We start from the raw sequence: 22984 nt of genomic DNA on the forward strand, positions 1-22984 counted from the left end.
CGCCGCTGGCACCAGAGAACGTGCAGGAGTTATGCCGCGGGCCGGCGGTAAACCGGTCAGGAAACAGGTCAGGGGAAGTGCCCGTTCTGGGGTGCCTTCGCGCCTCGGACCTGACAGTCTGGACTCACACGGCGGTGGACCGGCCGCCAGTGTGTGGGCCAGTGGGGAACCGATGAACGAACAGCGCGCCGCCGAACGACTGTTGAACCAGGAACGGATGCGCGGGCTGCTCGCCGCGGTCATCTCCGTCGCCGAAGACCTCAGCCTCGACGCCGTGCTCGAACGTGTCGTGTCGAGCGCCTGCGAGCTCGTGCAGGCCCAGTACGGCGCCCTCGGCGTGATCGGCGGCGACAACGGCCTCAGCCACTTCATCACCGTGGGCTTCGACGAGGAGACCGTGAAACTGGTCGGGGACCTGCCGGTCGGTCACGGCGTGCTCGGCCTGCTGATTCGCGAACCGCGTCCGATCCGCCTGCACGACCTGCACGACCACCCCGACTCCTTCGGGTTTCCCGCCCACCACCCGCCGATGAAGTCCTTTCTCGGCGTGCCCGTGCGAGTGCGGGACGTGGTCTTCGGCAACCTATACCTCACCGAGAAAATCGGCGGCGGCGACTTCACCGAGGAAGACGAATCCCTCGCCATGGCGCTCGCCGCGGCCGCCGGCGTCGCGATCGAAAACGCCCGACTGTTCGAGCAGTCCCACCGCCGCGCCGAATGGCTCGAGGCCTGCGCCGACATGGCCCGCGACCTCCCCGGCCCCTTCGACGAAGCCGAGGAAACCGGCCTCGACCTTGTCGCCCAGCGTGCCCTCGCCGTGTCGGGCGCGGAACTGGTGGTCGTCGGCTTTCCCGCAGACGACAGCCTCTACTGCCTCGCCGCGGCCGGAGTCGGCGCTGACCAGCTGGTCGGCCGCACCGTCATCGTGCGGTCCGGCGCGCTCGCGCAGGTGCGCGCGACCGGGCTGTCGTCGGTGGAGCCGAACCTGCCGCTGCGCTCACCCGATGTCGAACTGCGGGAGACCGGCCCCACCCTCGTCGCCGCACTCGGACCGATCGGCGACGGCCAGGGCGTCATCCTGCTGTCCCGCGCGGTCGGAACCGGCTCGTTCAGTGTCACCGACCTGGAGATGAGCGCCGTCTACGGGGTGCAGGTCGCCCTCGCCCTCGAGCTGGCGACCGCGCACCGGATGCGGGAGGAACAGGCCGTGCTCGGCGACCGGGACCGCATCGCCCGCGACCTGCACGACCTCGTCATTCAGCGCCTGTTCGCTGCCGGGCTCAGCATGCAGAGCCTGCGCCGCTTCACGAGCGATCCGGTCGCCCTCGACCGCATCAACTCGGTCACCACCGAACTCGATGAGACCATCCGCGAACTGCGGGACACGATCTATTCCCTGCGCGGCATGAGCCAGACGACCGGCACCCTGTCGAGTCGGATTCTCGCGGTGATCAAGGATGCCGCGGATGCCCTGCCGTTCGATCCGCGCATCCGTCTGTCCGGGCCGATCGATGCGCCCGAAGTGACCGAGGAGCTGCGCGGCAACCTGCTCGCCGTGCTCTCGGAGGGGCTCAGCAACGCCGCCCGTCACGCCGGGGCGACCGCGATCGACATTTCGGTCAAGGCCGAAGGCGGCCAGGTCAAGATCGTGATCTCCGACAACGGGCGCGGGTTCAGCGAGCTGGTGCGGCGCAGCGGACTCGACAACCTGCGGCGCCGGGCCGACCTCTGCGGGGGCAAGTTCGCCGTGAAGAGCGCGCCGGGGGAGGGCACGCGGCTGCGCTGGTCGGTGCCGGTGGCTCCGCGGCCGATCGCACCGGGCGGGCTCGGCGGTCGTCCGACGCGCCGGCGCTGACGGCGCCGAGCTCTGGCGCAGCTAGGCGCGGCGCTGGTCGTCGCCGTGTTTGGCGACGTAGACCGCGGCCTGGGTGCGGCGTTGAAAGTCCAGCTTGGCGAGCATCGACGACACGTAGTTCTTCACGGTCTTCTCCGCCAGGAACATCGCCTGGCCGATCTCGCGGTTGGTGAGGCCCTCGCCGATGAGGTCGAGCACCTTGCGCTCCTGCGCGGTCAGGGACGCCAGCCGGGCGTCCTGTGGGTCGGCGAGGCCGGCGACGATGGCTGCCTTCACCCGCGGGTCGAACAGGGACTCGCCGACCGCGGCCCGCCGGATCTTGTCGAGCAGGTCGTCGCTGCGGATCTCCTTGAGAACATAGCCCGCCGCTCCGGCCAGTACCGCGCCCCGCAGGGCGTGCTCGTCGTCGTAGCTGGTGAGAATCACGCACTGCTGCGCCGGGTCGAGGGAGCGCACGTCGCGGCAGACTTCGATGCCGGTGCCGTCGGGCAGTCGGGCGTCGAGGATGGCGACGTCGGGCCGCAGCGCCGGAATCATGCGGGTGGCTTCGACGGCGGACCCGGTGTCCCCGAGCACCTCAAAGCCCTCACCTTCGAGCAACTCGCGCAGCCCACGGCGCACGAGTTCGTGGTCATCGAGGATGAAGATACGAATCGGGAGCTCCCGGTCCGGGCGCGACGCTCGGTTCTGCGTCTCATCCATGGTGGTTCCCTTCGTTGTGGCGCCCACCCGGTGCGTGGCTGCGCGGGTATGCGTGCTCTATATTCTCTCCCGGCCGTCAGCGCCGCGAGTAGGGCCGAAAGTCCGGTACCGAGTTGCGGGACCTCCGGCCCTGTGTGGTGGCGGCTCTTCGCGGCAGAGTGGCATCATGATGAACGATGCGAACCCCGGCCGGCGGGACCCCCGACGTGCCCTGCGTGGGCTGCTGCTCGGGCTGCTGTACTTCGGTGCCGTGTCCGCGTTCGGGGGTGGTGTGCTGGGGGTCTTCGTCAACGGCGGGGGCGTGCCGCTGGACTATCTCGAGGGCAGCCCCTTCACCTCGTTCGTGGGGCCGGGCCTGATTCTCGGGATTGTCGTGGGTGGCACACAACTGCTGGCGGCCGTCACGGTGCAGCGACGGATGCCGGCGGGTCTGCTCTGCTCGGTCGCGGCAGGGTTCGGGATGTTGATCTGGATCTTCGTAGAACTCGCCGTGATCCGCGAGTACTCTGTGCTGCAAACAATTTACTTCGCTCTCGGAGGCCTCGAGTTGCTCGCTGTCTTCGGCCTCCTCGGCCTGGTTTCGGCACTCGTTCCAGAGCCGGCACCGGATGCCGCCAGCCGGGACCTCTGACCCTATCGGGTGCGATTGGGCTACGCCATCATTCAAGTGGGCCGTGGCGCGCGTCGATGGGGCCGCCCGTTTCGGTTCATTCATCGACTGGGGATTCTCATGGACAGCTCCGCACCATCCGTTTCAATGCCGCCGGCCTCCCCGAAGCGCTGGGTCGGTGCGACGATCGCCTTGGTCATCGGCTCGTTGCTGGCGCTGACCGGCCTCGCGCTCATGCTTGCCGGCGGTGCGGCCCTCTGGGCCATGGGCCAGACCCGCGGCACCGGGTTCTTCCAGACGCCGACCGTGAGCGTTGCGGCCGAGTCGTACGCGCTCGTGTCGCCGCCGATGGACGTGGAGACTGACCTGAGCGACACGACCGTGTTGCCCTTCGACCTCGGCACCCTGCGACTCGTGGCGGAGTCCGCCAACAGCGGCACGCCGATCTTCGTCGGGGTGGGACCACAGGCGGACGTCGACCGGTACCTCGCGAACGTGCACCACACGGTGCTGACGACCGCGAGCGTCGGCCCGGTCGGATCGCAGTACCGGGACGTGCCCGGCAGCGTGGCCCCGGCCCTGCCCGGTGACCAGGGTTTCTGGACGCTGTCGGCGTCGGGAACCGGTGAGCAGCAAATCGTCTGGGACCTGCAGACCCTCACCGCGGCATACTCTAATACCTGGACCATCGTGGTGATGAACGCCGACGCCAGCGCGAACGTTGCCGCGCAGCTCACCGGTGGCGCCCGCAGCGATCTGATCGCTCCGATCGGCTGGGCGCTGGTCGCGAGCGGCGTCGTCGTGCTGCTGATCGGCGTCGTGCTGATCGTGCTGGGGGCCGTGAGCCTCGGTCGTCGCACACCGCGAGGGCCTCGCGCCGTGGGCCCCTCCGGCTACGGCCCCGTACCGGCAGCCCCGGGTGCGCCCGGGGGGTCCGGGGGGTCCACACTCGACACGAACTTCGTGGCCACCCCGCCCGCGATGGTCGCCCCGGTCTAGCTGGTCGCCCCGGGGTGCCGCGCGGAGCTAGGAGCGCACGAGGCGGGCGATCGCGGCCGAGGCCTCGAGCAGCTTCGCCTCGGCTTCGGCGCCGCCGGAGGCCACGGCGTCGCGCACGCAGTGATTGAGGTGGTCGTCGAGCAGACCGAGGGCGACCGACTGCAGCGCGCTGGTCATCGCGGAGATCTGGGTGAGGATGTCGATGCAGTACTTCTCGTCGCTGACCATGCCCTGCAGCCCGCGGGCCTGACCCTCGATGCGGCGCAGGCGCTTGAGGTAGTTGTCCTGGTTCGAGATGTAGCCATGATGGGCGTGCTCTTGGGCGTGCGCGTCGGGTGGTGTGTCTGGTGCGGCGTCTGTTTCGGTCATCATGTCCTCCGATTACCCCCTAGGGGTATACTGATCACATAGTAGCGCAATGCCGGCCCAAGCGGCACGCGGAGGAGACTAGACCCATGAGCACTCTCACCACCACCTACGGCGTCACGGGCATGACCTGCGGCCACTGCGTAGCCGCAGTCACCGAGGAGGTCGGCGGCATCGCCGGCGCCGAGACCGTGACCGTCGACCTCGTGGTCGGGGGCGTGTCCCAGGTCACCGTCACGAGCGCCGCCGCCCTCGACCGCACCCTCGTCGCTGCCGCGGTCGATGAAGCCGGCTATGAACTGGCACCGGCCGTCGCATGACCGCCTCGCAGGTCGACCTCCGCATCGGCGGCATGACCTGCGCCTCCTGCGCAGCGCGCATTGAGAAGAAGCTCAACCGCATGCCCGGCGTTGAGGCGAGCGTGAACTACGCGACCGAGAAGGCGCACGTGTCAGTGCCGGCCGGCACCACGGTCGCGGATGCGATCGCGACCATTGAAGCCACCGGGTATACGGCCGTGGTGCCGGCGCCGGTGCATCCGTCGCCCACGTCGGCTGGCCCGGCCCCGGTGGATGCCTCCGCTCCCGGCTCTGAGACCGGGGACGGCGCCGAAGCGGCCGCGCTGCTGTCGCGCCTGCGCGTCTCGGCCGCGCTCGCCCTGCCGGTCGCGCTGCTGTCGATGATTCCGGCGCTGCAGTTCGACAACTGGCAGTGGCTCGCCCTGACCCTGGCCGCGCCCGTCGCAATCTGGGGTGCGTGGCCGTTTCACCGTGCGGCCTGGCTGAACGCCCGCCACGGCGCCGCGACGATGGACACCCTCGTCAGTCTCGGGGTGCTCGCCGCGCTTGGCTGGTCGCTCTACGCCCTGTTCTTCGGCATGGCGGGCATGACCGGAATGACCATGAGCTTTCACCTCGTCGCCGAACCCGGCGGCGGCGCCAACGAGATCTACCTCGAGGTCGCCGCGGCCGTGACCGTCTTTCTGCTCGCCGGCCGCTACGCCGAGGCGCGCGCCAAGCGCCGCTCGGGAGCGGCCCTCACGGCCCTGCTCGAACTCGGCGCGAAAGAGGCGACCCTGCTGCGCGACGGGGTCGAGACCCGGGTCGGCATTTCCACGCTCGTCGTCGACGACCTCTTCGTCGTGCGCCCCGGCGAGAAGGTCGCCACCGACGGCACCGTCGTCGACGGCAACTCGGCCGTGGATGCGAGCCTGCTCACCGGTGAATCCGTGCCCGTCGAGGTCGGCCCCGGCGATCACGTCGTGGGAGCGACCCTGAACGCCGGCGGACGCCTCGTCGTGCGGGTTGCCCGCGTCGGCGCCGACACCGAACTGGCCCAGATCGGCCGGTTGGTTGAACAGGCGCAGACCGGCAAAGCGGATGTGCAGCGCCTCGCCGACCGGGTCAGCGCGATCTTCGTGCCGATCGTGCTGGGCCTCGCCGTACTGGCCCTGGTGGGCTGGCTGCTGGTCGGTGCGACGCCCGAGCTGGCATTCACCGCCGCGGTCGCGACGCTCATCATCGCCTGCCCGTGCGCGCTCGGGCTCGCGACCCCGACCGCGCTGCTCGTGGGCACCGGCCGCGGCGCGCAGCTCGGCATCCTGATCAAGGGCCCGCAGGTGCTCGAAGCCACCCGCCGGGTCGATACGATCGTGCTCGACAAGACCGGAACCGTCACGACCGGGCAGATGGCCGTGGTCGGCTGCGCGGCCGTGCAGTGCGGGGACGAAGACGAGATTCTCCGGCTCGCGGCCGGTGCGGAGAGCGGCTCGGAGCATCCGATCGCCGCTGCTATCGTCGCCGCCGCGGCGTTGAAGGGGCCGGTTCCGGCGGCGGAAGCGTTTGCCTCCGAACAGGGCCTGGGCGTGCAGGCCGTCGTCGACGGGCGCCTCGTGCTCGTGGGACGGCCGCAGTGGCTGGCGAGTGCGTGGTCGATCGAGCTGCCCGTGGAGCTGCGCGCCATGCTCGACACCAAGGAGGGCCTGGGTCAGACCGCGGTGATCGTGGCCTGGGACGGCGAGGCCAGGGGGCTGCTCGCCGTCGCCGACACGGTCAAGCCCACGAGCGCCGCGGCGATCGACGAGTTCGAACGGCTGGGCCTGACGACGGTGCTGCTCACCGGCGACAACGAGCGTGCGGCCCGGGCCGTGGGCGACCTCGTCGGAATCGCGGATGTGCGGGCCGGGGTGCTGCCGGCCGAGAAGGCCGACGTCATCCGCTCACTGCAGCAGAGTGGCCGGGTCGTGGCGATGGTCGGCGACGGTGTCAACGACGCGGTCGCGCTCGCGACCGCCGACCTCGGCATCGCGATGGGCACCGGAACCGATGTGGCGATCGAGGCGAGCGACCTGACCCTGGTGCGCAGCGATCTCTTCGCGGCAGCGGATGCCATCCGGCTCGCGCGGCGCACCCTCGGCACGATCAAGGCGAACCTGTTCTGGGCCTTCGCGTACAACGTGGCGGCGATTCCCCTCGCGATGCTCGGGCTGCTGAACCCGCTCGTGGCCGGCGCGGCGATGGCCCTGAGTTCGGTGTTCGTGGTGACGAACAGCCTGCGCCTGCGCGGGTTTCGCGCCCTCGCGCCGCGCTGATCTCGCGAGTGAGCAATAACTGCACCAACCCGGCAGTTTTGGTGCAGTTATTGCTCACTCGCGGGGACGGGGATCGACTTTTGGATACCCATGGGGGTATAGTTGGGCGAGAGGCACCGAAGAAAGAGGACCGATGAAGATTGTCATTGTGGGTGGAGTGGCCGGCGGCATGTCGGCGGCAACACGGATGCGCCGGCTCGATGAGTCGGCCGAGATCGTGGTATTCGAGCGTGGGCACTACGTGTCCTTCGCCAACTGCGGACTGCCGTACTACGTGGGCGGCGTCATCACCGATCGCGCCGAGTTGCTGCTGCAGACCCCCGAATCGCTTCGCGCTCGCTTTCGCCTCGACGTGCGTATCGACCACGAGGTCACCGGCATCGACCGCGCCGGCCAGACCGTCTCGGTGCGGAACACCCTGACCGGCGAGGAATCCATCGAGGGTTATGACCGGCTGATCCTCGCCGCCGGCGCGACGACCCGCAGTGAGCCCCTGGACTTCGGCCTCGCCACGCACACCCTGCGCACCGTCGACGACGTCGACCACATCGACGCCGTGCTCGCCGCGGTCGACGGCTCACCCTCAGCTGTCGTCATCGGCGGTGGTTTCATCGGCCTCGAAGCCGTCGACAACCTCGTGCACCGCGGCGTGCACGTGACCCTCGTGCAGCGCGGCCCGCAGATTCTCACCCCGCTCGACCCCGAAATGGCAGCGCCCGTGGTCGCCGACCTGCGCGCCCACGGCGTGGACGTGCGCCTGGGCACCCACGTTGTCGGCAGTGACGCACCGGTTGATTCCGCGGGCACCGCGGCGACCGGTCTGCTGCTGAGTGACGGCTCCCTGGTGCCGGCCGACCTCGTGATCGACGCGACCGGCGTGCGGCCCGACACGTCCCTGGCCGCCGCGGCGGGCCTCCGCATCGGCGACAGCGGCGGCATCTGGGTCGATGAGACCCAAGCCACCAGCGACCCCCGCATCTTCGCGGTCGGCGACGGCGCCCTGAAGACGGATGCCGTGGGCGGCGCCGGCGCGCTCGTCACCATGGCGGGCCTCGCCAACCGGCACGGCCGCGCCGCCGCCGACACCATCGCCGGGCGCCCCGACGCGGCCGAGCCCGCCGTCGGCACCGGCATCGTCGGTGTCTTCGACCTGACCGTGGCGATGGTCGGCTGGAACGAGCAGCGCCTCGTGGCCGCCGGCCGGGCGCACCGGATCGTGCACACGCATCCGTCGTCGCATGCCGGGTACTTTCCCGGCGCCGAACAGATGGCGATCAAGCTGCTCATCGACGCCGACACCGACGCGATTCTGGGCGCCCAGATCGTGGGTGGCAGCGGCGTGGACAAGCGTATCGACGTGATCGCGACGGCGATGGCCGCGGGTCTCGGGGCATCCGCCCTGAGCCGACTGGAACTGGCCTACGCGCCGCAGTACGGGTCGGCGAAGGACGCGATCAACCAGCTCGGCTATGTCGCCGACAATCTGCTGCACGGCACCACCCGGTCGGTGCAGTGGCACGAACTGTCGGCCGAGCTCGCCGCCGGGGCGAGCCTCGTCGACGTGCGCACGCCCGCCGAATTCGCCGCCGGCCACCTGCCCGACGCCCGCAACCTGAACCTCGACGAGCTGCGCGCCCGGCACGCGGAGCTGCCCGCCGGCCCGCTGATCGTGCACTGCCAGGTCGGCCAGCGCGGCCACACCGCGGCACGGTTGCTCAGCCAACTCGGCCACGATGTGCGTAACCTAGATGGCGGGTATCGCACCTGGCTGGCCGGCCAGGCCGCCGATGCCGCCGTGGTGGCCGCCGCCGCCGAAGTTCTTGCTGAAGGGATCCCTGTATGACCGATATCTCGGTACTCGAGCTCGCCGAACTGACGGCGGGCCCACAACCCATCGTCGTGCTCGACGTGCGCGAGCAGGACGAATATGACGACGCCCATCTGCCCGGGGTGCTGCACATCCCGATCAGCGTGCTGATGGAACGCATGGGCGAGGTTCCCGTGGGGGAGCCCGTCTATGTCATCTGCGCGGTCGGCGGCCGCAGCGCCCAGGTCGTGGACTACCTCGACCGCTCCGGCAGCGAGATCGACGCGATCAACGTGGCCGGCGGCACCGTCGCCTGGCAGCAGGCCGGACTGCCGACCGAATCAGGAGTAGACAATGCCTAAAACAGCTCTCACCAAGGCCAAGACGTCGACGACGGATGCGTCCGGCCTCGCGGCCGCGGGCATCCGCCTCACCGGCATGGACGCTGACACGGTTGCGCTCGGCCCCGACCCGGAGCAGAAGAAGATTCTGAACCGGCTGAAGCGGGCGCAGGGCCAGCTGAACGCGGTGATCGTGGCCGTCGAGGCGGGCGCGCACTGCAAGGACATCGTGACCCAGCTGGCTGCGGTGTCGAGCGCTCTCGACAAGGCCGGATTCGTGATCGTGTCGAAGGCGATGCGGCAGTGCCTCGAAAACCCGGAGCAGAAGGACGCGCTGACCGTCGACGAGCTCGAAAAGCTGTTCCTGACCCTCGCCTGAGTGTCGTGCGGCCGCCGGGGGCAGCGCGGGGTCGATTCAGCTGCAGCAGGCGGCGGATGCCGCGGGCGGCTCCTGCGCGGCCGTGGCTGCCGGCGGCACGGTGTTGGATTGCACCGTGCAGCAGACCCCGGTCTCGGGCAGCACCAGGGTGACCAGCCGGGCGGCGGCCCGGTTGCCGGCGAGTTCGTCGGCGATGGAGCGAACCTGCTCATAACCGGTGGCCAGCAGGAACGTGGGTGCCCGGCCGAAGCTCTTCATGCCGGCGAGGTAGAAGTTCGGCTCAGGATGCGTGAGCACGTCGACGCCGTGCGCCGGAACCGTGCCGCAGCTGTGCAGGTTCGGGTCGATCAGCGGCGCGAGCAGGCGTGGCGCCTCGACGATCTCGTCGAGTGACAGGCGCATCTCGCGCAGCATGTCGAGGTCGGGCCGAAACCCGGTCGCGCCGACCACGAGGTCGGCCGTAAGTCGGGCCGGTTGCCCGGAACGACGGCCGACGAGCTCGACCCCTTCGCTGGCGGGAGCAACGCTCTCAATCTCGAAACCGTCGACCAGGGTGACTCGGCCGCTCGTGACGAGCGCGCGCACTCGCGCGCCGAGGGAGGCGCGGGCGGCGAGCTCGTCGGAATCATCCCCGTAGACCCGCGCCGGTGTCGCGGTGCGAATCAGCCAGCTGATCGTGGTGCCGGGCTCGTGGGAAGCGAGTTCGGCGAGGTTCAGCAGGGTGTTCGCGGCGGAGTGCCCGGCGCCGACGACGACCGTGTGTCGTCCGGCGAAGCGGGCGCGCTCGGCGCCGAGAACGTCGGGCAGGGCGTGCACGAGATGCTCGCTCAGGGCGCCCCCGTCGATCATCTCGAGCCCGGAGGCGGCAACCGGGTTCGGTGTGGAGTAGGTGCCGGAGGTATCGATGACCGCGCGGGCGAGGGCGTCGTGGGTGCCGGCATCCGTCTGAATGCGGAGGCAGAACGGCGTGGCAGCCCGATTCGCGGATCGGGTGCGGTCCATTCCTTGGCGGCTGACCGCGGTGACGCGCGCGCCGTAGCGCACCCGGTCGCCGAGGGCCTTGGCGAGCGGATGCACGTACTCGCGCAGCAGGTCGTGGCCGGTCGGCAGGGCGCCCGGCTCGGGAGCGGCCCAGCCCGTGGGCTCGAGCAGTCGAACGGCCGCGGCATCCGTCAGGTAGCGCCACGGCGAGAACAGCCGGGTGTGGCCCCAGAGGGCGATCGCGGTGCCCGCCTCCGGCCCGGCTTCGTAGACGACACAGTCGATGCCGCGCTCGGCCAATTCGGCGGCCGCGGCGAGGCCGACCGGCCCGGCGCCGATGATGGCGACGGGCCGGTGGGCGAGTGCGGGCACGGCGTCGGTGCGCCGGGGCGGAACCGTCAGGGTCAACCCGGATGCCGTGCCCGCGGTTGTCATGCTGCCGAGGTCGGAACGGTCGGCAGGTCGATCGGATCGACGCCGAGGCCGGCGAGCATGTCGGTGACTTTGCCACGGATCTGGTCGCGGATGGCCCGCACCTCGTCGAGCGGCAATTCGCCGGGGTCGACGAGGTTCCAGTCGACGTAGCGCTTGCCCGGGTAGATCGGGCAGGCGTCACCGCAGCCCATGGTGACCACGACATCCGCTGCCTGCACGACATCGTCGGTGAGGGGCTTCGGGAAGGACTCGTCCATCGACAGGCCGAGTTCGGTCATCGCGGCAACGACCGAAGGGTTCAGCTCGGTCGACGGCGTCGATCCGGCCGAGCGCACGTGCACGGCACCGCCGGAGAGAGCATTGGCGAAGACGGCGGCCATCTGCGAGCGGCCGGCGTTCTGCACGCAGACGAACAGCACCTCGGGAACCGGTGATGCCACGGCGCCCGTGGCCTGGGCGAGGGCGGTGAGGCGCTCACCGGCGAAGTGCGCGGTGCGGCTGGTGAGGTGCGCTTTGACCCTCGAGGTGCGCAGCAGCGCGGTGTAAGACTCGAGCACGTAGCGTTCGACCGTCTCGCCGGCGAAGACGCCGTCGAAGCGGGAGGTGAGGTCGTGCGCGAGGCGTTTGAGAGACTCTTCGGGAAAGCTGAGGCCCGGAAGAGCCCTGCGGGTGCTGAAGTCGGTCATGGGGTGCGGCCCGTCGCCTAGACCTGAGCCGGCAGCAGCTCGGAGAGCAGCACCTGGATGCGGGCCTTGATGTCGTCGCGAATCGGGCGCACGCTCTCGATGCCCTGGCCGGCCGGGTCGTCGAGCGTCCAGTCTTCGTAGCGCTTGCCGGGGAAGATCGGGCAGGCGTCGCCGCAGCCCATCGTGATGACGACGTCGGAGTCCTTCACGGCCTCGGTCGTCAGGATCTTGGGCACGTTGTTCGCGATGTCGATGCCGTCTTCGGCCATTGCGGCGATCGCGACCGGGTTGATCTGGTCTTTCGGCTCGGAGCCGGCGGAGAGGACCTCGATGCGGCCCTCGGACAGGGCGCTGAGGTAGCCGGCGGCCATCTGCGAGCGTCCGGCGTTGTGCACGCAGACGAAGAGCACGGTGGGCTTAGCGGTCATGAGGGGCTTCTTTCGAGAGGGTTCTGACGGGGATCTTGCGGCGATTGTAGACAACGCGTGTGACAGGTGGGGGTCAGGAGCGGGTTACACCCGGTTGAGGCTGCTCTCGGCCGCGGCAGCGGATGCCACGGGGGCCGGTTTCGGGAGCGCGACCGGGAACATCCGCTTGCGCAGCCAGAGCGCGAGGTAGACGAGCGCGATGAGAGCGGGGACTTCGATCAGGGGGCCGACGATGCCGGTGAGGGCCTGGCCGCTGAGGGCGCCGAAGGTGCCGACGGAGACCGCGATCGCGAGCTCGAAGTTGTTGCCCGCGGCGGTGAAGGCGAGCGTCGTCGTGCGCTCGTAGCTCATGCGCAGCAGGCGGCCGGCGACGAAGCTGATCAGGAACATGACGATGAAGTAGATCAGCATCGGCAGGGCGATGCGGGCGACGTCGCCGGGGTTCGCGATGACCTGGCGGCCCTGCAGGGCGAAGAGCATGACGATCGTGACGAGCAGTCCCCAGAGGGCGAACGGGCCGACCACGGGCAGGAATTTCGCCTCGTACCAGTCGCGGCCCTTGGTGGCCTCGCCGACCCGGCGGGAGAGGTAGCCGGCCAGCAGCGGAATGCCGAGGAAGACGAGCACGCTCGCGGTGATCGCCCAGATCGAGAACTCCGCGCTCGTGGTGGGCAGGCCGAGCCAGGCCGGCAGCACTTGCAGGTAGAACCAGCCGAGCGCGCCGAAGGCGACGACCTGGAAGACCGAGTTGATCGCCACGAGGAACGCGGCGGCCTCGCGGTCGCCGCAGGCGAGGTCGTTCCAGATGAGCACCATGGCGATGCAGCGGGCGAGGCCCACGATGATCAGGCCGGTGCGGTATTCGGGCAGGTCGGGCAGCAGTAGCCAGGCCAGGGCGAACATCAGGGCCGGGCCGACCAACCAGTTGAGCACCAGGGAGGTGACCAGCAGGCGCTTGTCGGTGGCAACGTGTTTCGCGTCGGAGTAGCGCACCTTGGCGAGTACCGGGTACATCATGATCAGCAGGCCGATCGCGATCGGCACGCTGACCGAGCCGATCGTGAAGGCGTGCAGGGCCTCGCCGACCGCCGGGGTGTAGACGGCCAGGAGCAGGCCGACGCCCATGGCGGCGAGGATCCAGACCGGCAGGAACCGGTCGAGGGTGCCGAGCCGGGCCGGGGTGCTGAGGGTGGGGGATGTGTCTGTGGTCACGGGGCTCCGGCTGGTACTGGGGTGCGGAATACGGGCATATATCGATCGTTGTCGATGCCTACGCTAGGCCCATTCATCGACAAATGTCAATCTATGCGGCAGGATGTTCCTATGACGTTCGTTCAGCAGCCTCTCCAGTCGTCCCCTGCACTGCTGCCGCTGACCGACGTGACGGATGCCGCCGCCTGCGGTTCGTCGGTCGGCCGCGCGGCGATCGCGCCCGCCGACGCCGAGGCGCTCGCCCGCTCGCTCAAGGCCCTCGCCGACCCGGCCCGGCTGCGCATCCTCTCGATCGTCGGGTCGCACCTCGACGCGGAGGCCTGTGTCTGCGACCTCACCGACGTGCTCACCCTGTCGCAGCCGACCATCTCCCACCACCTGAAAGTACTGGTCGACGCCGGTTTTCTGACTCGATCGAAGCGTGGCACCTGGTCGTACTACCGGCTCGTGCCGGGCGCCCTCGGCGGCGTCGCGCAGGTGCTGCCCGGCCTGTAGCCGACTCACCCGCGGGGGTGATCGGGCGGGGCTGGGGGTTGAACGGGCGGGGCGAATCTGGCACAATTTTGCTCAAAGCCTGTCACGGGCTTCGTCTACAACCATGCTCTTCGGCCGTTTACCCCGACCGGGCAGCTACTCCACCCGAGGAGGACAGGTGACGCCGAGCGGTCGTGCCCGCGTGATCGTGGGCGTGCAACCGGGGCAACCCGACGCGGTCGTCGAAAACGCGGCCGTGTTCGCGGCCCGCTTCAACGCCGAACTGGTCTGCGTCTACGTCGACGTGGGCCGCTACCTGGTCGACGAGTCCGCCGACGGCACGATCATGTCGCTGCCGTTCGACCCTGACCTGCCCGACCTCGCCGCGGAGGCGTTCGACCACGACCTGGCCGAGCACCTCGCATCCGTTCTGAACGGCCGCGGTGTGGAATGGAGCACCCGCGCCGTCGCCGGCGACCCGGCCCGGGCCCTCGCGCACCTGGCCGACACCCTGGACGCGGCGATGATCGTGATCGGCACCCGGGAGGCGACGCTGCTGGCCGGGCTGCAGGAGTTTTTCGGCGGCTCCGTGGCCGTGCACCTCGCGCACCACCAGCACCGCCCGGTGGTGGTGATTCCGCTGGCGCCGGTGGTGTGGGGCGGCGCGGAGCCGTGGGGCGGGGCATCCGTCGCCCCGGCCGATTCGGACTAGCCCAGCCCGCGCTAGTTTTCGTAGCTGTCATGCGAGCGGTAGGCGTGCATCGCCGTTGTGACGAGGCGTTCGGCCTCGAGCCGCTCGCCGAAGCCTTCGACAATGACGAGCCTGCCCGGTTCGAGGTCTTTGTAGTGCTCGAAGAAGTGCTGGATGCCGTCGCGGGTGTACTCGGCGACGTCGCTGATCTCGAGCACGTGCTCCCAGCGCGGGTCGGCGACGGGCACGCACACAAGCTTCACCTCGGGACCGTGTTCGTTCTGCATGCGGAACACGCCGACCGGCCGCACCGAAATGCCGACCCCGGGGTAGGTGGGCCCTTCGAGCAGCACGAGCGCGTTCAGCGGTTCGCCGTCGAGGCCCAGGGTGTTCTCGATGAAACCGCTGTCGGCGGGGTAGACCATCTCGGTCAGCAGCGTGCTCTCCAGGCGGATGCGCCCGGTCAGCTGATCCACGGAATACTTGTTCCGGCTTCCCCGCGGGATCTCTACCGTTACGTCCAGAATCGTCATCGTCGTCGCCACCTCGGGTCTCGTGGCTCCCAAGCTACCGGCGCGGCGCGGGAGAAGAAACCGCTTATGCGGGGGCAGACAACGGGTCGACGGGGCGGCTGGCTGCTCTGTGCAGGTCTACTCCGTGTCGGTCTGCGCGGCCTCGGCGGCGGCCTGGGCCTCGGCGAGGGCGGCCTCGTCGTCGTCGAGGTCGGCGGCTTCGGTGAGCACGAACTGCTCGAAGGCGGCGGCGTCGTCGAAGGCGCCCGCGTAGGACACACCGTTGACGAGCACGGTCGGGGTGCCCGTCACTGTCTGCACGTCGGCGTTGGGCAGCGGGCCGGCCAGGGCCCGGTCGGTGGCGGCGGCCACCCAGGACGCAAACGCCTGCCCGGTCACACAGTCGGTCACCGCATCGCTCTGCACGCCGGCGGAGCGCAGAACGGCGAGGAGTTCGGCATCCGTCAAACCGGCCGTCTGCTCTTCGGGCTGGGCCGCGAACAGTGCCGTGTTCACGGCGAGGAAGGAGTCGGGGGCGGTATCGGCGACGCAGGCGGCGGCGTTGGCCGCGCGGGTGGAGTAGGAGGTTCCCGCCGAGGAACCGTCCATGATCGAGATCGGGTGGATTTCGACGGTCGCGTTGCCCGCGGTGACCCAGGAGGCGATCTGTTCGGCGTTATTGGTGTCGAACTGGCCGCAGTACGGGCAGAGATAGTCGACGTACATCGTGATGTTCACAAGGTTGGCCAGGGCGGCCGGGTCGGTGTCGATGGGATCCTCATCGGCGGCGAGGGCGAGCGTGGGGGCGGCGACCACGCCGGTGGCGTCGGCGCCGAGCAGCACGCCGTCACTGGCCATGTTGAGCGGGCCGACGGCGGCGGGCCGCGCCGCGCCGACGAGGACGACGGCCACGATCGTCGCGACGGCGAGCAGGCCCACGCCGATGCCGCCGCGCCAGAGCAGGCGGCGGGTGCGCACCCGGCGAGCCGAGTCTTCGCGCAACTGGCGGGCGTGCTCGCGGGCGTCGGCGCGTCGATCCTTCAGGGAGGGACGCGGGGCGGGGCGGCCGTTCGAGGTCATGGAGGTACACCGTTTCGTCGCGGGGCTGTGCTTCGACCGTAGAGTGCGCGCCTCGGTGACGGGTTGACGCGGGCTGTGCGTGGGCTGGGAGGTGCGGGTTCGCTGGCGGTCCGCTTCGGGCGGAGCTAGAAGCCGGTGCTGAGGAACGGCGGCAGCTGGGTGCGCATGACCGCGTCGAAACGGGCGGCGGCGCCGGGTGTGAGCTCGCGTACGCGTCCGGCGCGCACGAGCTCGACGGCGCTTGCGCCGCCGAGGTAGAGGCTGCCGAGGTCGGCGACGGTCAGGGCGAGGGCGGCGGCGGGGGTGTCGATCGCGGGGTCTGCGGTGGCGGGCAGCGGATGGGCGCGGCCGGCGGCATCCGTCGTCGTGCTCGTTGGCGTCGTGCTGAAGGCGAAGCGGCCGGCCGCGAAACCGAGGTCGTCGGTCACCTCGAGTACGAAGTCGTCGGCCGCGGCATAGGTGCGGGCGGCGAGGGCAGCGGGCACGTCGAGGATGCGCAGCCAGAGGTGGTCGCTCTCGTCGACCTTGCGCACGGCGCGGCGATCGGAGATTTGCCAGGAGACGGGTTCGCTCACGCTGCGGTGCGGCGCCGTGATCTCGGTGACGAGGTCCATCTCGAGCAGGAATCGCCAGAGCGCGGCGGAGGCGTCGCCGGTCGCAGCGACCAGGTCGGTCAGCGTCAGGCGGGCCGGGAAGCTGTTGTCGATGATCGCGACGGTGTAGAGCGCGAAGCCCTGGGGCACGCCGTCGGCGTCGTCGAAGCGCACCGCGCGCAGGTCTTTCGTGGTGGCGCCGGGGTGGCGGGGGTTGAGGCCGAGCTTGTCGGCCCAGATGTTGGGGCGGCGGTCGACCTCGCCGGGGGAGAGCGGGCGGGCGCGGTCGAAGAGGGCCTGGCCGTCGACGAGCAGGGATTCGGGGCTGACGAACTGCACCCGGCCGGCGGGGGTGGGGCCGGTCCAGTGCGCGCGGGTGGAATCGATCAGGTAATCGGCCTGGTGCACGGCGGGGCCGAAGCCGTAACGGGCGTAGATCGTGGCCTCGGAGACGGTGAGCATCGCCATCGCGAGCCCGGCGCGGGCGGCTTCGCGCAGCTCGCCGCCGAGCAGGGCCCGGGCGATGCCGCGGCGACGGTGGGTGGGCGAGACGGTGACGGAGCTGATCGCCCAGGCCGGCAGGGCCGCGCCGCCAGGAACGGTGAGGCCCATCACCCAGGAGCGGATGGTGGCGACCGGCGTCTCGGGGTCGGCCGCGGTGGCGTCCCAGACCGCGGACATGCGGTCGGCGGCGATCTCGGCGGCCTGGCCGGCGAGGCGTTCGTCGCTCGGCTCGGGTTCGTGGAATCCGCGGGATTCGGCGAGGATCCAGCGACGCACCTGCTCGGTGCCGGTGACCGGGTCGAGCAGGGTGAGCTCGAGACCGTTCGTGGCCAGCGCCGCGGCGGACTCGGGGTCGACGGGGGCAGGGGTGCTGGTGTTTTCGGTCACCCTTCGACCCTAGCCTCCCGCCTGCCCCGTACCATTCGACGGAGTTCGCCGCCTTGAACACGGTTTTCGGGCTGGAAACGGTGCATGCGGTGCTCAACTCCGTCGAATGGTACGGGCAGTGCGGAGTGCGGGGTACATGGCAGGCTGAGGGGATGAAGAGCGTGCAGGTGGTCGTCGCCCCGGACTCGTTTAAGGGAACCGCGAGCGCGATCGAGGTGGCGGGCGCGATCGCGGCGGGGTGGGCATCCGTTCGTGAGCTCGACGAGCTGCGGCTGATGCCGATGGCCGACGGCGGGGAAGGCACCCTCGAGGCGTTCGAGGTCGCCGTGCCGGGCGCGCGGCGCATGCCGGTCATCGTGACCGGGCCCGACGACCGGGCGGTTGACGCCTACTGGCTGCTGCTGCCCGGTGGCACCGGGGTCGTCGAGCTCGCCAATTCGAGCGGGCTCACGCTGCTCGATCCGCTGCGACCGCTGACCGCGCACACCCACGGCTTCGGGCAGGCCATCGCGGCGGCCCTCGACCATGGCGTCGACCGGCTGCTGCTCGCCCTCGGCGGCAGCTCCTCGACCGACGCCGGGCTCGGCGCGCTGACCGCGCTCGGGGCCCGGGCGACGGATGCCGCGGGTCGCGCGGTCATGCCGGGCGGCCTCGGCCTGTCCACGGTAGCGGCCGTCGAGCTCGGAGGACTGCGCCCGCTGCCGCCGGGCGGTGCACGGATCCTGTGCGACGTGACGAGCCCGCTGCTCGGGCCGGCCGGGGCGGCCGCCGTATTCGCACCGCAGAAGGGCGCGAGCCTCGAGCAGGTCGCGGCCCTCGAGTCGGGGCTCGCCCGGTTCGCCGGATTCGTGGCCGTCGAACCGCAGACGCCCGGTGCCGGAGCGGCGGGCGGCACGGGGTTCGGGCTGCTGGCCTGGGGCGCGACGATGGCTCCGGGGGCGGCGGCCGTGGGACAGGCGCTCGGGGTGCCCGGGGCGGTGGCGGGGGCAGCCGTCGTGATCACCGGCGAGGGCCGCTTCGACGCGCAGTCCGACGCGGGCAAGGTGCCGAGCTACCTCGCCGGCCTCGCGGCGGATGCCGGTGCCCGCGCCTATCTGGTGGCCGGCCTGATCGAGGCGGGCACCGAGCGTTTCGCCGGAGCCGAGTCCCTCACCGAACTGGCCGGCGGCGGCGCGGCGGCGATGAACGACCCGCTGCGCTGGATCACCCTCGCCGCGCGCCGCCTCGCCGCCGCCCAGCCGGCCTGACCCGCCTGTATTTCGACGGCCGGCCGGCCGGCGGCGGCATAACTCCTGCAGATCGGTGGCGGCGCAAGAAAACCCCGGCGGAATGACGGGCCTCCGGGGACAGGTGGCACATTCAGCAGGAGTTATGCGAGCAACGGGCGGCTGACCGACCCGGACCGGGCTCGCTCGGTCCAACGTGTCCTGGCCCGGCCGGCCTGTGCCGACGCCGCGGCGGCGGCATAACTCCTGCAGATCGGTGGCGGCGGAAGAAAAGCCCGGCGCAATGACGGGCCTCCGTAGTCGCTACCGCATATTCAGCGGGAGTTGTGTGCGATAGGCCGCCCCACCGGCGCGAACCCGGGCAGAAATACGGCAGCGGTCGTCGGCACGCAGGCGGGTTAGGCGGCGGTGTAGCCGCCGAGGATCGGCGTCCATGAGGTTCTCCCCGGTCGTGTGGGCGACAGTCGTCGCCTGAGTGAGTCCAGGTCTATAGGGTTGACGCATGACCACGGATGCCGCCGCCCCCGAATCACGCTCCGATGACCGTGCCGAGCTGCGCCCGGACGCCTCCGACGCCCGCCCCGACGCGCGGGCGGCGCGCACGACGGAGGCGCTGCGGGTCGCGATCCTGCGGCTCTCGGCCGCGCAGCACGTGGACCGGCTGAGCGTGGCGCAGATCGCGGCGGCCGCGGACATCCATCGGGTGACGTTCTATGATCACGCTCGCTCGCCGTCGGCGCTGCTGGCCCGGGTCATGCGGGACGAGCTCGACGCGGTGCGCGCCGAATACCTGGCCTCGAGCTACGTGCGTGAGCACACCCTGGCCGAGGCGATTCGGCACACGTCGATGGCGGTTGCCGCGCTCGTCGACTCGCACAGCGCCATTTTCGAGCACCTGCTCGCGGAACATTCCCGCACCACGGCGCACGATCTGCTGGCGCCGCACTTCGAGTCTTCCGTCGCCGCGCTCATCGCCGACCGCGGGGTGGGCCTTGCGGGGACCCCGGCTGCGAACGGAGCCGAGGCCGGGGCCGAGCCGGCGCAGGCCGCGCCCGCGCAGGCCGCGCTGGCCCGCACCGCCCTGGCGAAGTACGTGGCCTACGGCTCGGTCGGTGCGATCGAGGTGTGGTTCGCCGCGGGAGCCGAGGGAGCCGAGCCGGCGGCCGTGGCCGGCCGCGACCCCGAGGCCTACTACGCGCTCATCGAGCCGCTGTTGCCGCGCTGGCTCGTCGCCTAGCCCGGGCCGGGTCGTGTGGGCTTCGCGCGGGGCCGGCTACACGTGGTCGCGCCAGCTGTGCTCGGGAGCGTAGCCGAGCATCCGTCTCGCCTTGTCGATGCCGAGCAGGGTCTCGTGCGGCTCGACGTCGCGGGCGAAGGCCACGTTCGGGAACACCGCGGATGCCAGTTCGGCGTTCGGCCGGGCAGAGACGGTGTCGGCGGCGGCGATGATGAACGCCTCGAAGCCGGGCTGGGCGGCGTGCAGGGCGCGCGCGACGGCCTGGGCGCCGTCGCGGCCGTCGATGTAGCCCCAGAGGTTCCACTTACGGGTGGTCGGGTCTGCGTCGTAGCCGGGGAAGGCGGCGTAGTCTTCCGGATCCATGACGTTGGAGAAGCGCAGCGCGGTGATGCTCAGCTCGGGGTTCCAGCGCACGAGCTGGATCGCCATCTGCTCTTCGAGGTGCTTCACGAGCGAGTAGGTGCTCTCGGGCCGGGCCGGGGAGACCTCGTCGACGGGCAGGTAGGGCGGGTCTTCGTCGAACGGCAGCCCCAGCACGGTCTCGCTCGAGGCGTAGACGATGCGGGTGATGCCGGCCCGGCGGGCAGCCTGGAACACGTTGTAGGTCGCGTTCATATTGTTGTGGAACGTGGCGGCATCGGGGCGGATGCCCGGGGCCGGGATCGCCCCGAGGTGCACGACCGCGTCGAAACCGTCAATGACGTCGTTAACCCCGTGCAGGGCGTCGAGGACCTCGCCGTAGTTGCCGAGGTCGATGCTGAGGAACCCGGCGCCGCGGGTGCCGAAGCGGTCGAAGTTGATGACGTGGTGGCCGTCGGTTTTCAGGCGGGTGACGACGCTGCGGCCGAGTTTGCCGCTGCCGCCGGTGACTGCAATTCTCATTCGGACTCCCTTGTCGTGGCTTCTCGAGCCTGGTTTGCAACGTATCACGCGGCTCCGACGCTCCCCGGCCGGAGCCGCCGCTGTGCCGGCCGCGAGCATGCCGCGGGTACCGTGGGGGCATGATCATCTACGCCGGTCCGTCGCTGCTGGTGCGGCTGCTCGACCCGGCGCAGGCGGCGACATTTGCCGGCTCGGCCGAGGTGCAGATCGTCTCGAGCGCGCAGGCTCTCGCCGAGTGCACCGCCGACGCCGTCGCCGACGGGCTGGCCCGCGGGATGACCCCGGAGGGCGCCCTCGCGCGGCTCGGGGACCTCGTGGCTGCCGAGGACGGCCTGGTCGAAATCCTGGGCGTGGATGAGGACGAGGTGGAGGCATCCGCTGCCGAGATCACCGCGCAGACCGGCGTCGCCGCCGGGCACGCCTGGCACCTGGCGGTCGCCGAGCTCTGCTTCACCGACCTCGCCGAACCGGGGGAGGCCCGCCGTTTCGGCGCCGACGACGGGCGCCAGGCCGCGGCCGCCCGGGCCCGTGGCTGGAGCGTCGTCTAGGGCGGTCGCGAAGTGGCGGTCGCGAACCAATCTCGGGCGGGTCCCAGATCGGGGGAATACAACACGTCCGGACACACTTACCCCTGTTGCGGCCCTTTTTTTACGTTCGGTGTCGCCGCCCACTCTCGGTGGGCCAGCATCCGTCGTAACTGAACCCCTTGAGGACCTCGCCAACGTGACCACTGCCGCCATTCCCGTTGTCAGCCAGGCGCAACTGCGCTCGACCGCCCGCCACCCCGGCGACGCCCTGAGCCGTGGGCAGCGGATTCTGTACATCGTGATCCTCGGAGCGCTCACCGCGCTCGGGCCGTTCACGATCGACCTGTACCTGCCGGCGTTCCCGACGCTCGAGAGCGAACTCGGCGTGACGGCGGCGGCCGTGCAGCTGACCCTGACCGGCACGATGATCGGCTTCGGCTTCGGCCAGCTGATCGTGGGACCGTGGAGCGACAAGGTCGGCCGCAAGCTGCCGCTGATGCTCGCGACCGGGTTTCACATTCTGGCCTGCGTCGGCGCGGCGATGTCGAACGACATCGTGACGCTCGGCATCTTCCGCGTGCTGCAGGGCTTCGGCGCCGCGGCCGGCGCGGTCGTGGCGATGGCGATGGTGCGTGACCTGTTCGGCGGCAAACCGCTCGTCAAGATGCTCTCCCGCCTCGCCCTGGTCAGTGGCCTCGCACCGGTGATCGCCCCGGTGCTCGGTTCGCAGCTGCTGCTCGTGATGAACTGGCGCGGCATCTTCTGGGTGCTCGCCGCCTACGGCCTGCTCGTGATCGCGGCCGTGTTCTTCTGGATTGTGGAGACCCTGCCGGCCGATCAGCGCCACACCGCGGGACACAACACCCTCGGACAACGCTACAAGGCGGTGCTCGGCGACCGGGTCTTCGTGGGCGTCGCGATCATCGGCGCGATGACCTTCAGCGGGCTGTTCTCCTATCTCTCGTCGTCGTCGTTCCTGTTCCAACAGGTGTACGGTTTCACCCCGCAGGAATACGGGCTGCTGTTCGCGGTGAACTCCCTCGGTATCGTGACCGGCGTGCAGCTGAGTTCGCGGCTGATGCACCGCTACAACGTGGGACCGCAGTGGATCCTCTCCATCTCGACCGTCGTGCTCGTGATCACCTCCGCCGCCATCCTGCTGCTCGACCTCGGCGGCGCGGGCCTCTGGGGCACGCTGGTTCCGCTCTGGTTCTTCATTGCGGCCTGCGGTTTCACCCTGCCGAGCGTGCAGGTCATCGCGCTCAACGGGCACGGCCACGAGGCCGGGACCGCCGCCTCGCTGCTCGGAGCCGCGAACTTCGGCGTCGCCGGGGTCATCTCCCCGATCGTGGGCGTGTTCGGTGTCGACAACTCGGTGCCGATGGCCGCCGTGATGGGCATCACCGCGTTGATCGCGGTCGCCTCACTCTGGTTCATCGTGCGCCCGCGCACGGTGCCGGCGCTGGACCACTAGCGCGGG

At 70.4% G+C, this 22984-nt stretch carries 24 protein-coding genes; 14 read left to right on the top strand and 10 right to left on the bottom strand.

Annotated elements, in window-relative coordinates; all coding sequences use genetic code 11:
• Positions 1-172 precede the first annotated feature (172 nt).
• A complete protein-coding gene (locus D6T64_RS20335) occupies positions 173-1855 on the top strand; it encodes a GAF domain-containing sensor histidine kinase (RefSeq protein ID WP_119976482.1) in 1683 nt (560 codons plus the stop codon).
• A 21-nt stretch (positions 1856-1876) separates the two neighbouring features.
• Here the strand turns inward: D6T64_RS20335 and D6T64_RS20340 are convergent, their stop codons facing one another.
• Complete coding sequence (locus D6T64_RS20340) at positions 1877-2557, bottom strand: response regulator (RefSeq protein ID WP_119976483.1); 681 nt, start codon at positions 2555-2557, stop codon at positions 1877-1879.
• Positions 2558-2723: 166 nt separating this feature from the next.
• On the opposite strand from D6T64_RS20340, the gene D6T64_RS20345 reads away from it, so the two are divergent.
• Both D6T64_RS20345 and D6T64_RS20350 read left to right on the top strand, forming a co-directional pair.
• Positions 2724-3188 (top strand): hypothetical protein, encoded by a 465-nt coding sequence (locus D6T64_RS20345; protein WP_119976484.1) that lies wholly within the window; start codon positions 2724-2726, stop codon positions 3186-3188.
• Positions 3189-3287: 99 nt separating this feature from the next.
• On the top strand, positions 3288-4166 hold the full coding sequence (locus D6T64_RS20350) for a hypothetical protein (RefSeq protein WP_147364628.1): 879 nt from the start codon (positions 3288-3290) through the stop codon (positions 4164-4166).
• A 27-nt stretch (positions 4167-4193) separates the two neighbouring features.
• Here D6T64_RS20350 and D6T64_RS20355 read toward each other — a convergent pair whose 3' ends face one another.
• A complete protein-coding gene (locus D6T64_RS20355; RefSeq protein WP_119976541.1) occupies positions 4194-4535 on the bottom strand; it encodes a metal-sensitive transcriptional regulator in 342 nt (113 codons plus the stop codon).
• Between the two features lie 86 nt (positions 4536-4621).
• Here D6T64_RS20355 and D6T64_RS20360 point away from each other — a divergent pair, with 86 nt between their 5' ends.
• From D6T64_RS20360 to D6T64_RS20380, 5 genes are all read left to right on the top strand, one after another.
• On the top strand, positions 4622-4852 hold the full coding sequence (locus D6T64_RS20360; protein WP_119976486.1) for a heavy-metal-associated domain-containing protein: 231 nt from the start codon (positions 4622-4624) through the stop codon (positions 4850-4852).
• The gene (locus D6T64_RS20365) at positions 4849-7122 is read left to right on the top strand and encodes a heavy metal translocating P-type ATPase (protein WP_119976487.1); all 2274 of its coding nucleotides are present in this window, start codon (positions 4849-4851) and stop codon (positions 7120-7122) included. The genes D6T64_RS20360 and D6T64_RS20365 overlap by 4 nt, the downstream gene beginning before the upstream one ends.
• Positions 7123-7255: 133 nt before the next feature.
• Entirely contained in the window at positions 7256-8965 is a 1710-nt protein-coding gene (locus D6T64_RS20370; RefSeq protein WP_119976488.1) for an FAD-dependent oxidoreductase, read from the top strand.
• On the top strand, positions 8962-9291 hold the full coding sequence (locus D6T64_RS20375; RefSeq protein WP_119976489.1) for a rhodanese-like domain-containing protein: 330 nt from the start codon (positions 8962-8964) through the stop codon (positions 9289-9291). The genes D6T64_RS20370 and D6T64_RS20375 overlap by 4 nt, the downstream gene beginning before the upstream one ends.
• Before the next feature lie 76 nt (positions 9292-9367).
• Positions 9368-9649, top strand: coding sequence for a metal-sensitive transcriptional regulator (locus tag D6T64_RS20380; protein WP_119976542.1), 282 nt, complete (start codon positions 9368-9370; stop codon positions 9647-9649).
• A gap of 36 nt (positions 9650-9685) precedes the next feature.
• On the opposite strand, the gene D6T64_RS20385 is transcribed toward D6T64_RS20380, so the two are convergent.
• The 4 genes from D6T64_RS20385 to arsB form a co-directional block, all read right to left on the bottom strand.
• Positions 9686-11065: an FAD-dependent oxidoreductase gene (locus tag D6T64_RS20385; protein ID WP_119976490.1), complete on the bottom strand. Its 1380-nt coding sequence runs from the start codon at positions 11063-11065 to the stop codon at positions 9686-9688.
• Positions 11062-11751, bottom strand: coding sequence for an arsenate reductase/protein-tyrosine-phosphatase family protein (locus D6T64_RS20390; protein ID WP_119976491.1), 690 nt, complete (start codon positions 11749-11751; stop codon positions 11062-11064). The genes D6T64_RS20385 and D6T64_RS20390 overlap by 4 nt, the downstream gene beginning before the upstream one ends.
• Before the next feature lie 17 nt (positions 11752-11768).
• Positions 11769-12179, bottom strand: a complete 411-nt coding sequence (locus D6T64_RS20395) for an arsenate reductase ArsC (protein WP_119976492.1) — start codon at positions 12177-12179, stop codon at positions 11769-11771.
• A gap of 84 nt (positions 12180-12263) precedes the next feature.
• Positions 12264-13391: an ACR3 family arsenite efflux transporter gene (gene arsB / locus D6T64_RS20400; RefSeq protein WP_267900503.1), complete on the bottom strand. Its 1128-nt coding sequence runs from the start codon at positions 13389-13391 to the stop codon at positions 12264-12266.
• Positions 13392-13502: 111 nt separating this feature from the next.
• Here arsB and D6T64_RS20405 point away from each other — a divergent pair, with 111 nt between their 5' ends.
• Both D6T64_RS20405 and D6T64_RS20410 read left to right on the top strand, forming a co-directional pair.
• Positions 13503-13886: an ArsR/SmtB family transcription factor gene (locus D6T64_RS20405; RefSeq protein ID WP_119976493.1), complete on the top strand. Its 384-nt coding sequence runs from the start codon at positions 13503-13505 to the stop codon at positions 13884-13886.
• A 157-nt stretch (positions 13887-14043) separates the two neighbouring features.
• Positions 14044-14577, top strand: a complete 534-nt coding sequence (locus D6T64_RS20410; RefSeq protein WP_233551459.1) for a universal stress protein — start codon at positions 14044-14046, stop codon at positions 14575-14577.
• An 11-nt stretch (positions 14578-14588) separates the two neighbouring features.
• On the opposite strand, the gene D6T64_RS20415 is transcribed toward D6T64_RS20410, so the two are convergent.
• The 3 genes from D6T64_RS20415 to D6T64_RS20425 form a co-directional block, all read right to left on the bottom strand.
• Complete coding sequence (locus D6T64_RS20415) at positions 14589-15089, bottom strand: inorganic diphosphatase (protein WP_119976495.1); 501 nt, start codon at positions 15087-15089, stop codon at positions 14589-14591.
• A 117-nt stretch (positions 15090-15206) separates the two neighbouring features.
• The gene (locus D6T64_RS20420; protein WP_119976496.1) at positions 15207-16148 is read right to left on the bottom strand and encodes a thioredoxin domain-containing protein; all 942 of its coding nucleotides are present in this window, start codon (positions 16146-16148) and stop codon (positions 15207-15209) included.
• A 125-nt stretch (positions 16149-16273) separates the two neighbouring features.
• Positions 16274-17632, bottom strand: coding sequence for a GNAT family N-acetyltransferase (locus tag D6T64_RS20425; protein ID WP_119976497.1), 1359 nt, complete (start codon positions 17630-17632; stop codon positions 16274-16276).
• Between the two features lie 152 nt (positions 17633-17784).
• Here D6T64_RS20425 and D6T64_RS20430 point away from each other — a divergent pair, with 152 nt between their 5' ends.
• Together D6T64_RS20430 and D6T64_RS20435 are read left to right on the top strand one after the other, a co-directional pair.
• Positions 17785-18879 (top strand): glycerate kinase, encoded by a 1095-nt coding sequence (locus tag D6T64_RS20430; RefSeq protein WP_119976544.1) that lies wholly within the window; start codon positions 17785-17787, stop codon positions 18877-18879.
• 481 nt (positions 18880-19360) lie between these two features.
• A complete protein-coding gene (locus tag D6T64_RS20435; RefSeq protein ID WP_119976498.1) occupies positions 19361-20095 on the top strand; it encodes a TetR/AcrR family transcriptional regulator in 735 nt (244 codons plus the stop codon).
• Positions 20096-20131: 36 nt separating this feature from the next.
• Here D6T64_RS20435 and D6T64_RS20440 read toward each other — a convergent pair whose 3' ends face one another.
• Positions 20132-20977: an NAD-dependent epimerase/dehydratase family protein gene (locus D6T64_RS20440; RefSeq protein ID WP_119976499.1), complete on the bottom strand. Its 846-nt coding sequence runs from the start codon at positions 20975-20977 to the stop codon at positions 20132-20134.
• 119 nt (positions 20978-21096) lie between these two features.
• On the opposite strand from D6T64_RS20440, the gene D6T64_RS23320 reads away from it, so the two are divergent.
• Both D6T64_RS23320 and D6T64_RS20445 read left to right on the top strand, forming a co-directional pair.
• The gene (locus D6T64_RS23320; RefSeq protein WP_233551460.1) at positions 21097-21525 is read left to right on the top strand and encodes a hypothetical protein; all 429 of its coding nucleotides are present in this window, start codon (positions 21097-21099) and stop codon (positions 21523-21525) included.
• 175 nt (positions 21526-21700) lie between these two features.
• Positions 21701-22978 carry a multidrug effflux MFS transporter gene (locus D6T64_RS20445; protein WP_233551461.1) on the top strand — a complete coding sequence of 426 codons (1278 nt, stop codon included), beginning with the start codon at positions 21701-21703 and terminating at the stop codon, positions 22976-22978.
• Positions 22979-22984: the final 6 nt, after the last annotated feature.

Origin of the sequence: Cryobacterium melibiosiphilum (assembly GCF_003602235.1) — a bacterium.
GTDB lineage: Bacteria > Actinomycetota > Actinomycetes > Actinomycetales > Microbacteriaceae > Cryobacterium > Cryobacterium melibiosiphilum.

Coding starts and splice junctions, on each gene's coding strand:
- D6T64_RS20335 (WP_119976482.1), top strand. CDS start 173: ATGAACGAACAGCGCGCCGCCGAACGACTGTTGAACCAGGAACGGATG.
- D6T64_RS20340 (WP_119976483.1), bottom strand. CDS start 2,557: ATGGATGAGACGCAGAACCGAGCGTCGCGCCCGGACCGGGAGCTCCCG.
- D6T64_RS20345 (WP_119976484.1), top strand. CDS start 2,724: ATGATGAACGATGCGAACCCCGGCCGGCGGGACCCCCGACGTGCCCTG.
- D6T64_RS20350 (WP_147364628.1), top strand. CDS start 3,288: ATGGACAGCTCCGCACCATCCGTTTCAATGCCGCCGGCCTCCCCGAAG.
- D6T64_RS20355 (WP_119976541.1), bottom strand. CDS start 4,535: ATGACCGAAACAGACGCCGCACCAGACACACCACCCGACGCGCACGCC.
- D6T64_RS20360 (WP_119976486.1), top strand. CDS start 4,622: ATGAGCACTCTCACCACCACCTACGGCGTCACGGGCATGACCTGCGGC.
- D6T64_RS20365 (WP_119976487.1), top strand. CDS start 4,849: ATGACCGCCTCGCAGGTCGACCTCCGCATCGGCGGCATGACCTGCGCC.
- D6T64_RS20370 (WP_119976488.1), top strand. CDS start 7,256: ATGAAGATTGTCATTGTGGGTGGAGTGGCCGGCGGCATGTCGGCGGCA.
- D6T64_RS20375 (WP_119976489.1), top strand. CDS start 8,962: ATGACCGATATCTCGGTACTCGAGCTCGCCGAACTGACGGCGGGCCCA.
- D6T64_RS20380 (WP_119976542.1), top strand. CDS start 9,368: ATGGACGCTGACACGGTTGCGCTCGGCCCCGACCCGGAGCAGAAGAAG.
- D6T64_RS20385 (WP_119976490.1), bottom strand. CDS start 11,065: ATGACAACCGCGGGCACGGCATCCGGGTTGACCCTGACGGTTCCGCCC.
- D6T64_RS20390 (WP_119976491.1), bottom strand. CDS start 11,751: ATGACCGACTTCAGCACCCGCAGGGCTCTTCCGGGCCTCAGCTTTCCC.
- D6T64_RS20395 (WP_119976492.1), bottom strand. CDS start 12,179: ATGACCGCTAAGCCCACCGTGCTCTTCGTCTGCGTGCACAACGCCGGA.
- D6T64_RS20405 (WP_119976493.1), top strand. CDS start 13,503: ATGACGTTCGTTCAGCAGCCTCTCCAGTCGTCCCCTGCACTGCTGCCG.
- D6T64_RS20415 (WP_119976495.1), bottom strand. CDS start 15,089: ATGACGATTCTGGACGTAACGGTAGAGATCCCGCGGGGAAGCCGGAAC.
- D6T64_RS20420 (WP_119976496.1), bottom strand. CDS start 16,148: ATGACCTCGAACGGCCGCCCCGCCCCGCGTCCCTCCCTGAAGGATCGA.
- D6T64_RS20430 (WP_119976544.1), top strand. CDS start 17,785: ATGAAGAGCGTGCAGGTGGTCGTCGCCCCGGACTCGTTTAAGGGAACC.
- D6T64_RS20435 (WP_119976498.1), top strand. CDS start 19,361: ATGACCACGGATGCCGCCGCCCCCGAATCACGCTCCGATGACCGTGCC.
- D6T64_RS20440 (WP_119976499.1), bottom strand. CDS start 20,977: ATGAGAATTGCAGTCACCGGCGGCAGCGGCAAACTCGGCCGCAGCGTC.
- D6T64_RS23320 (WP_233551460.1), top strand. CDS start 21,097: ATGATCATCTACGCCGGTCCGTCGCTGCTGGTGCGGCTGCTCGACCCG.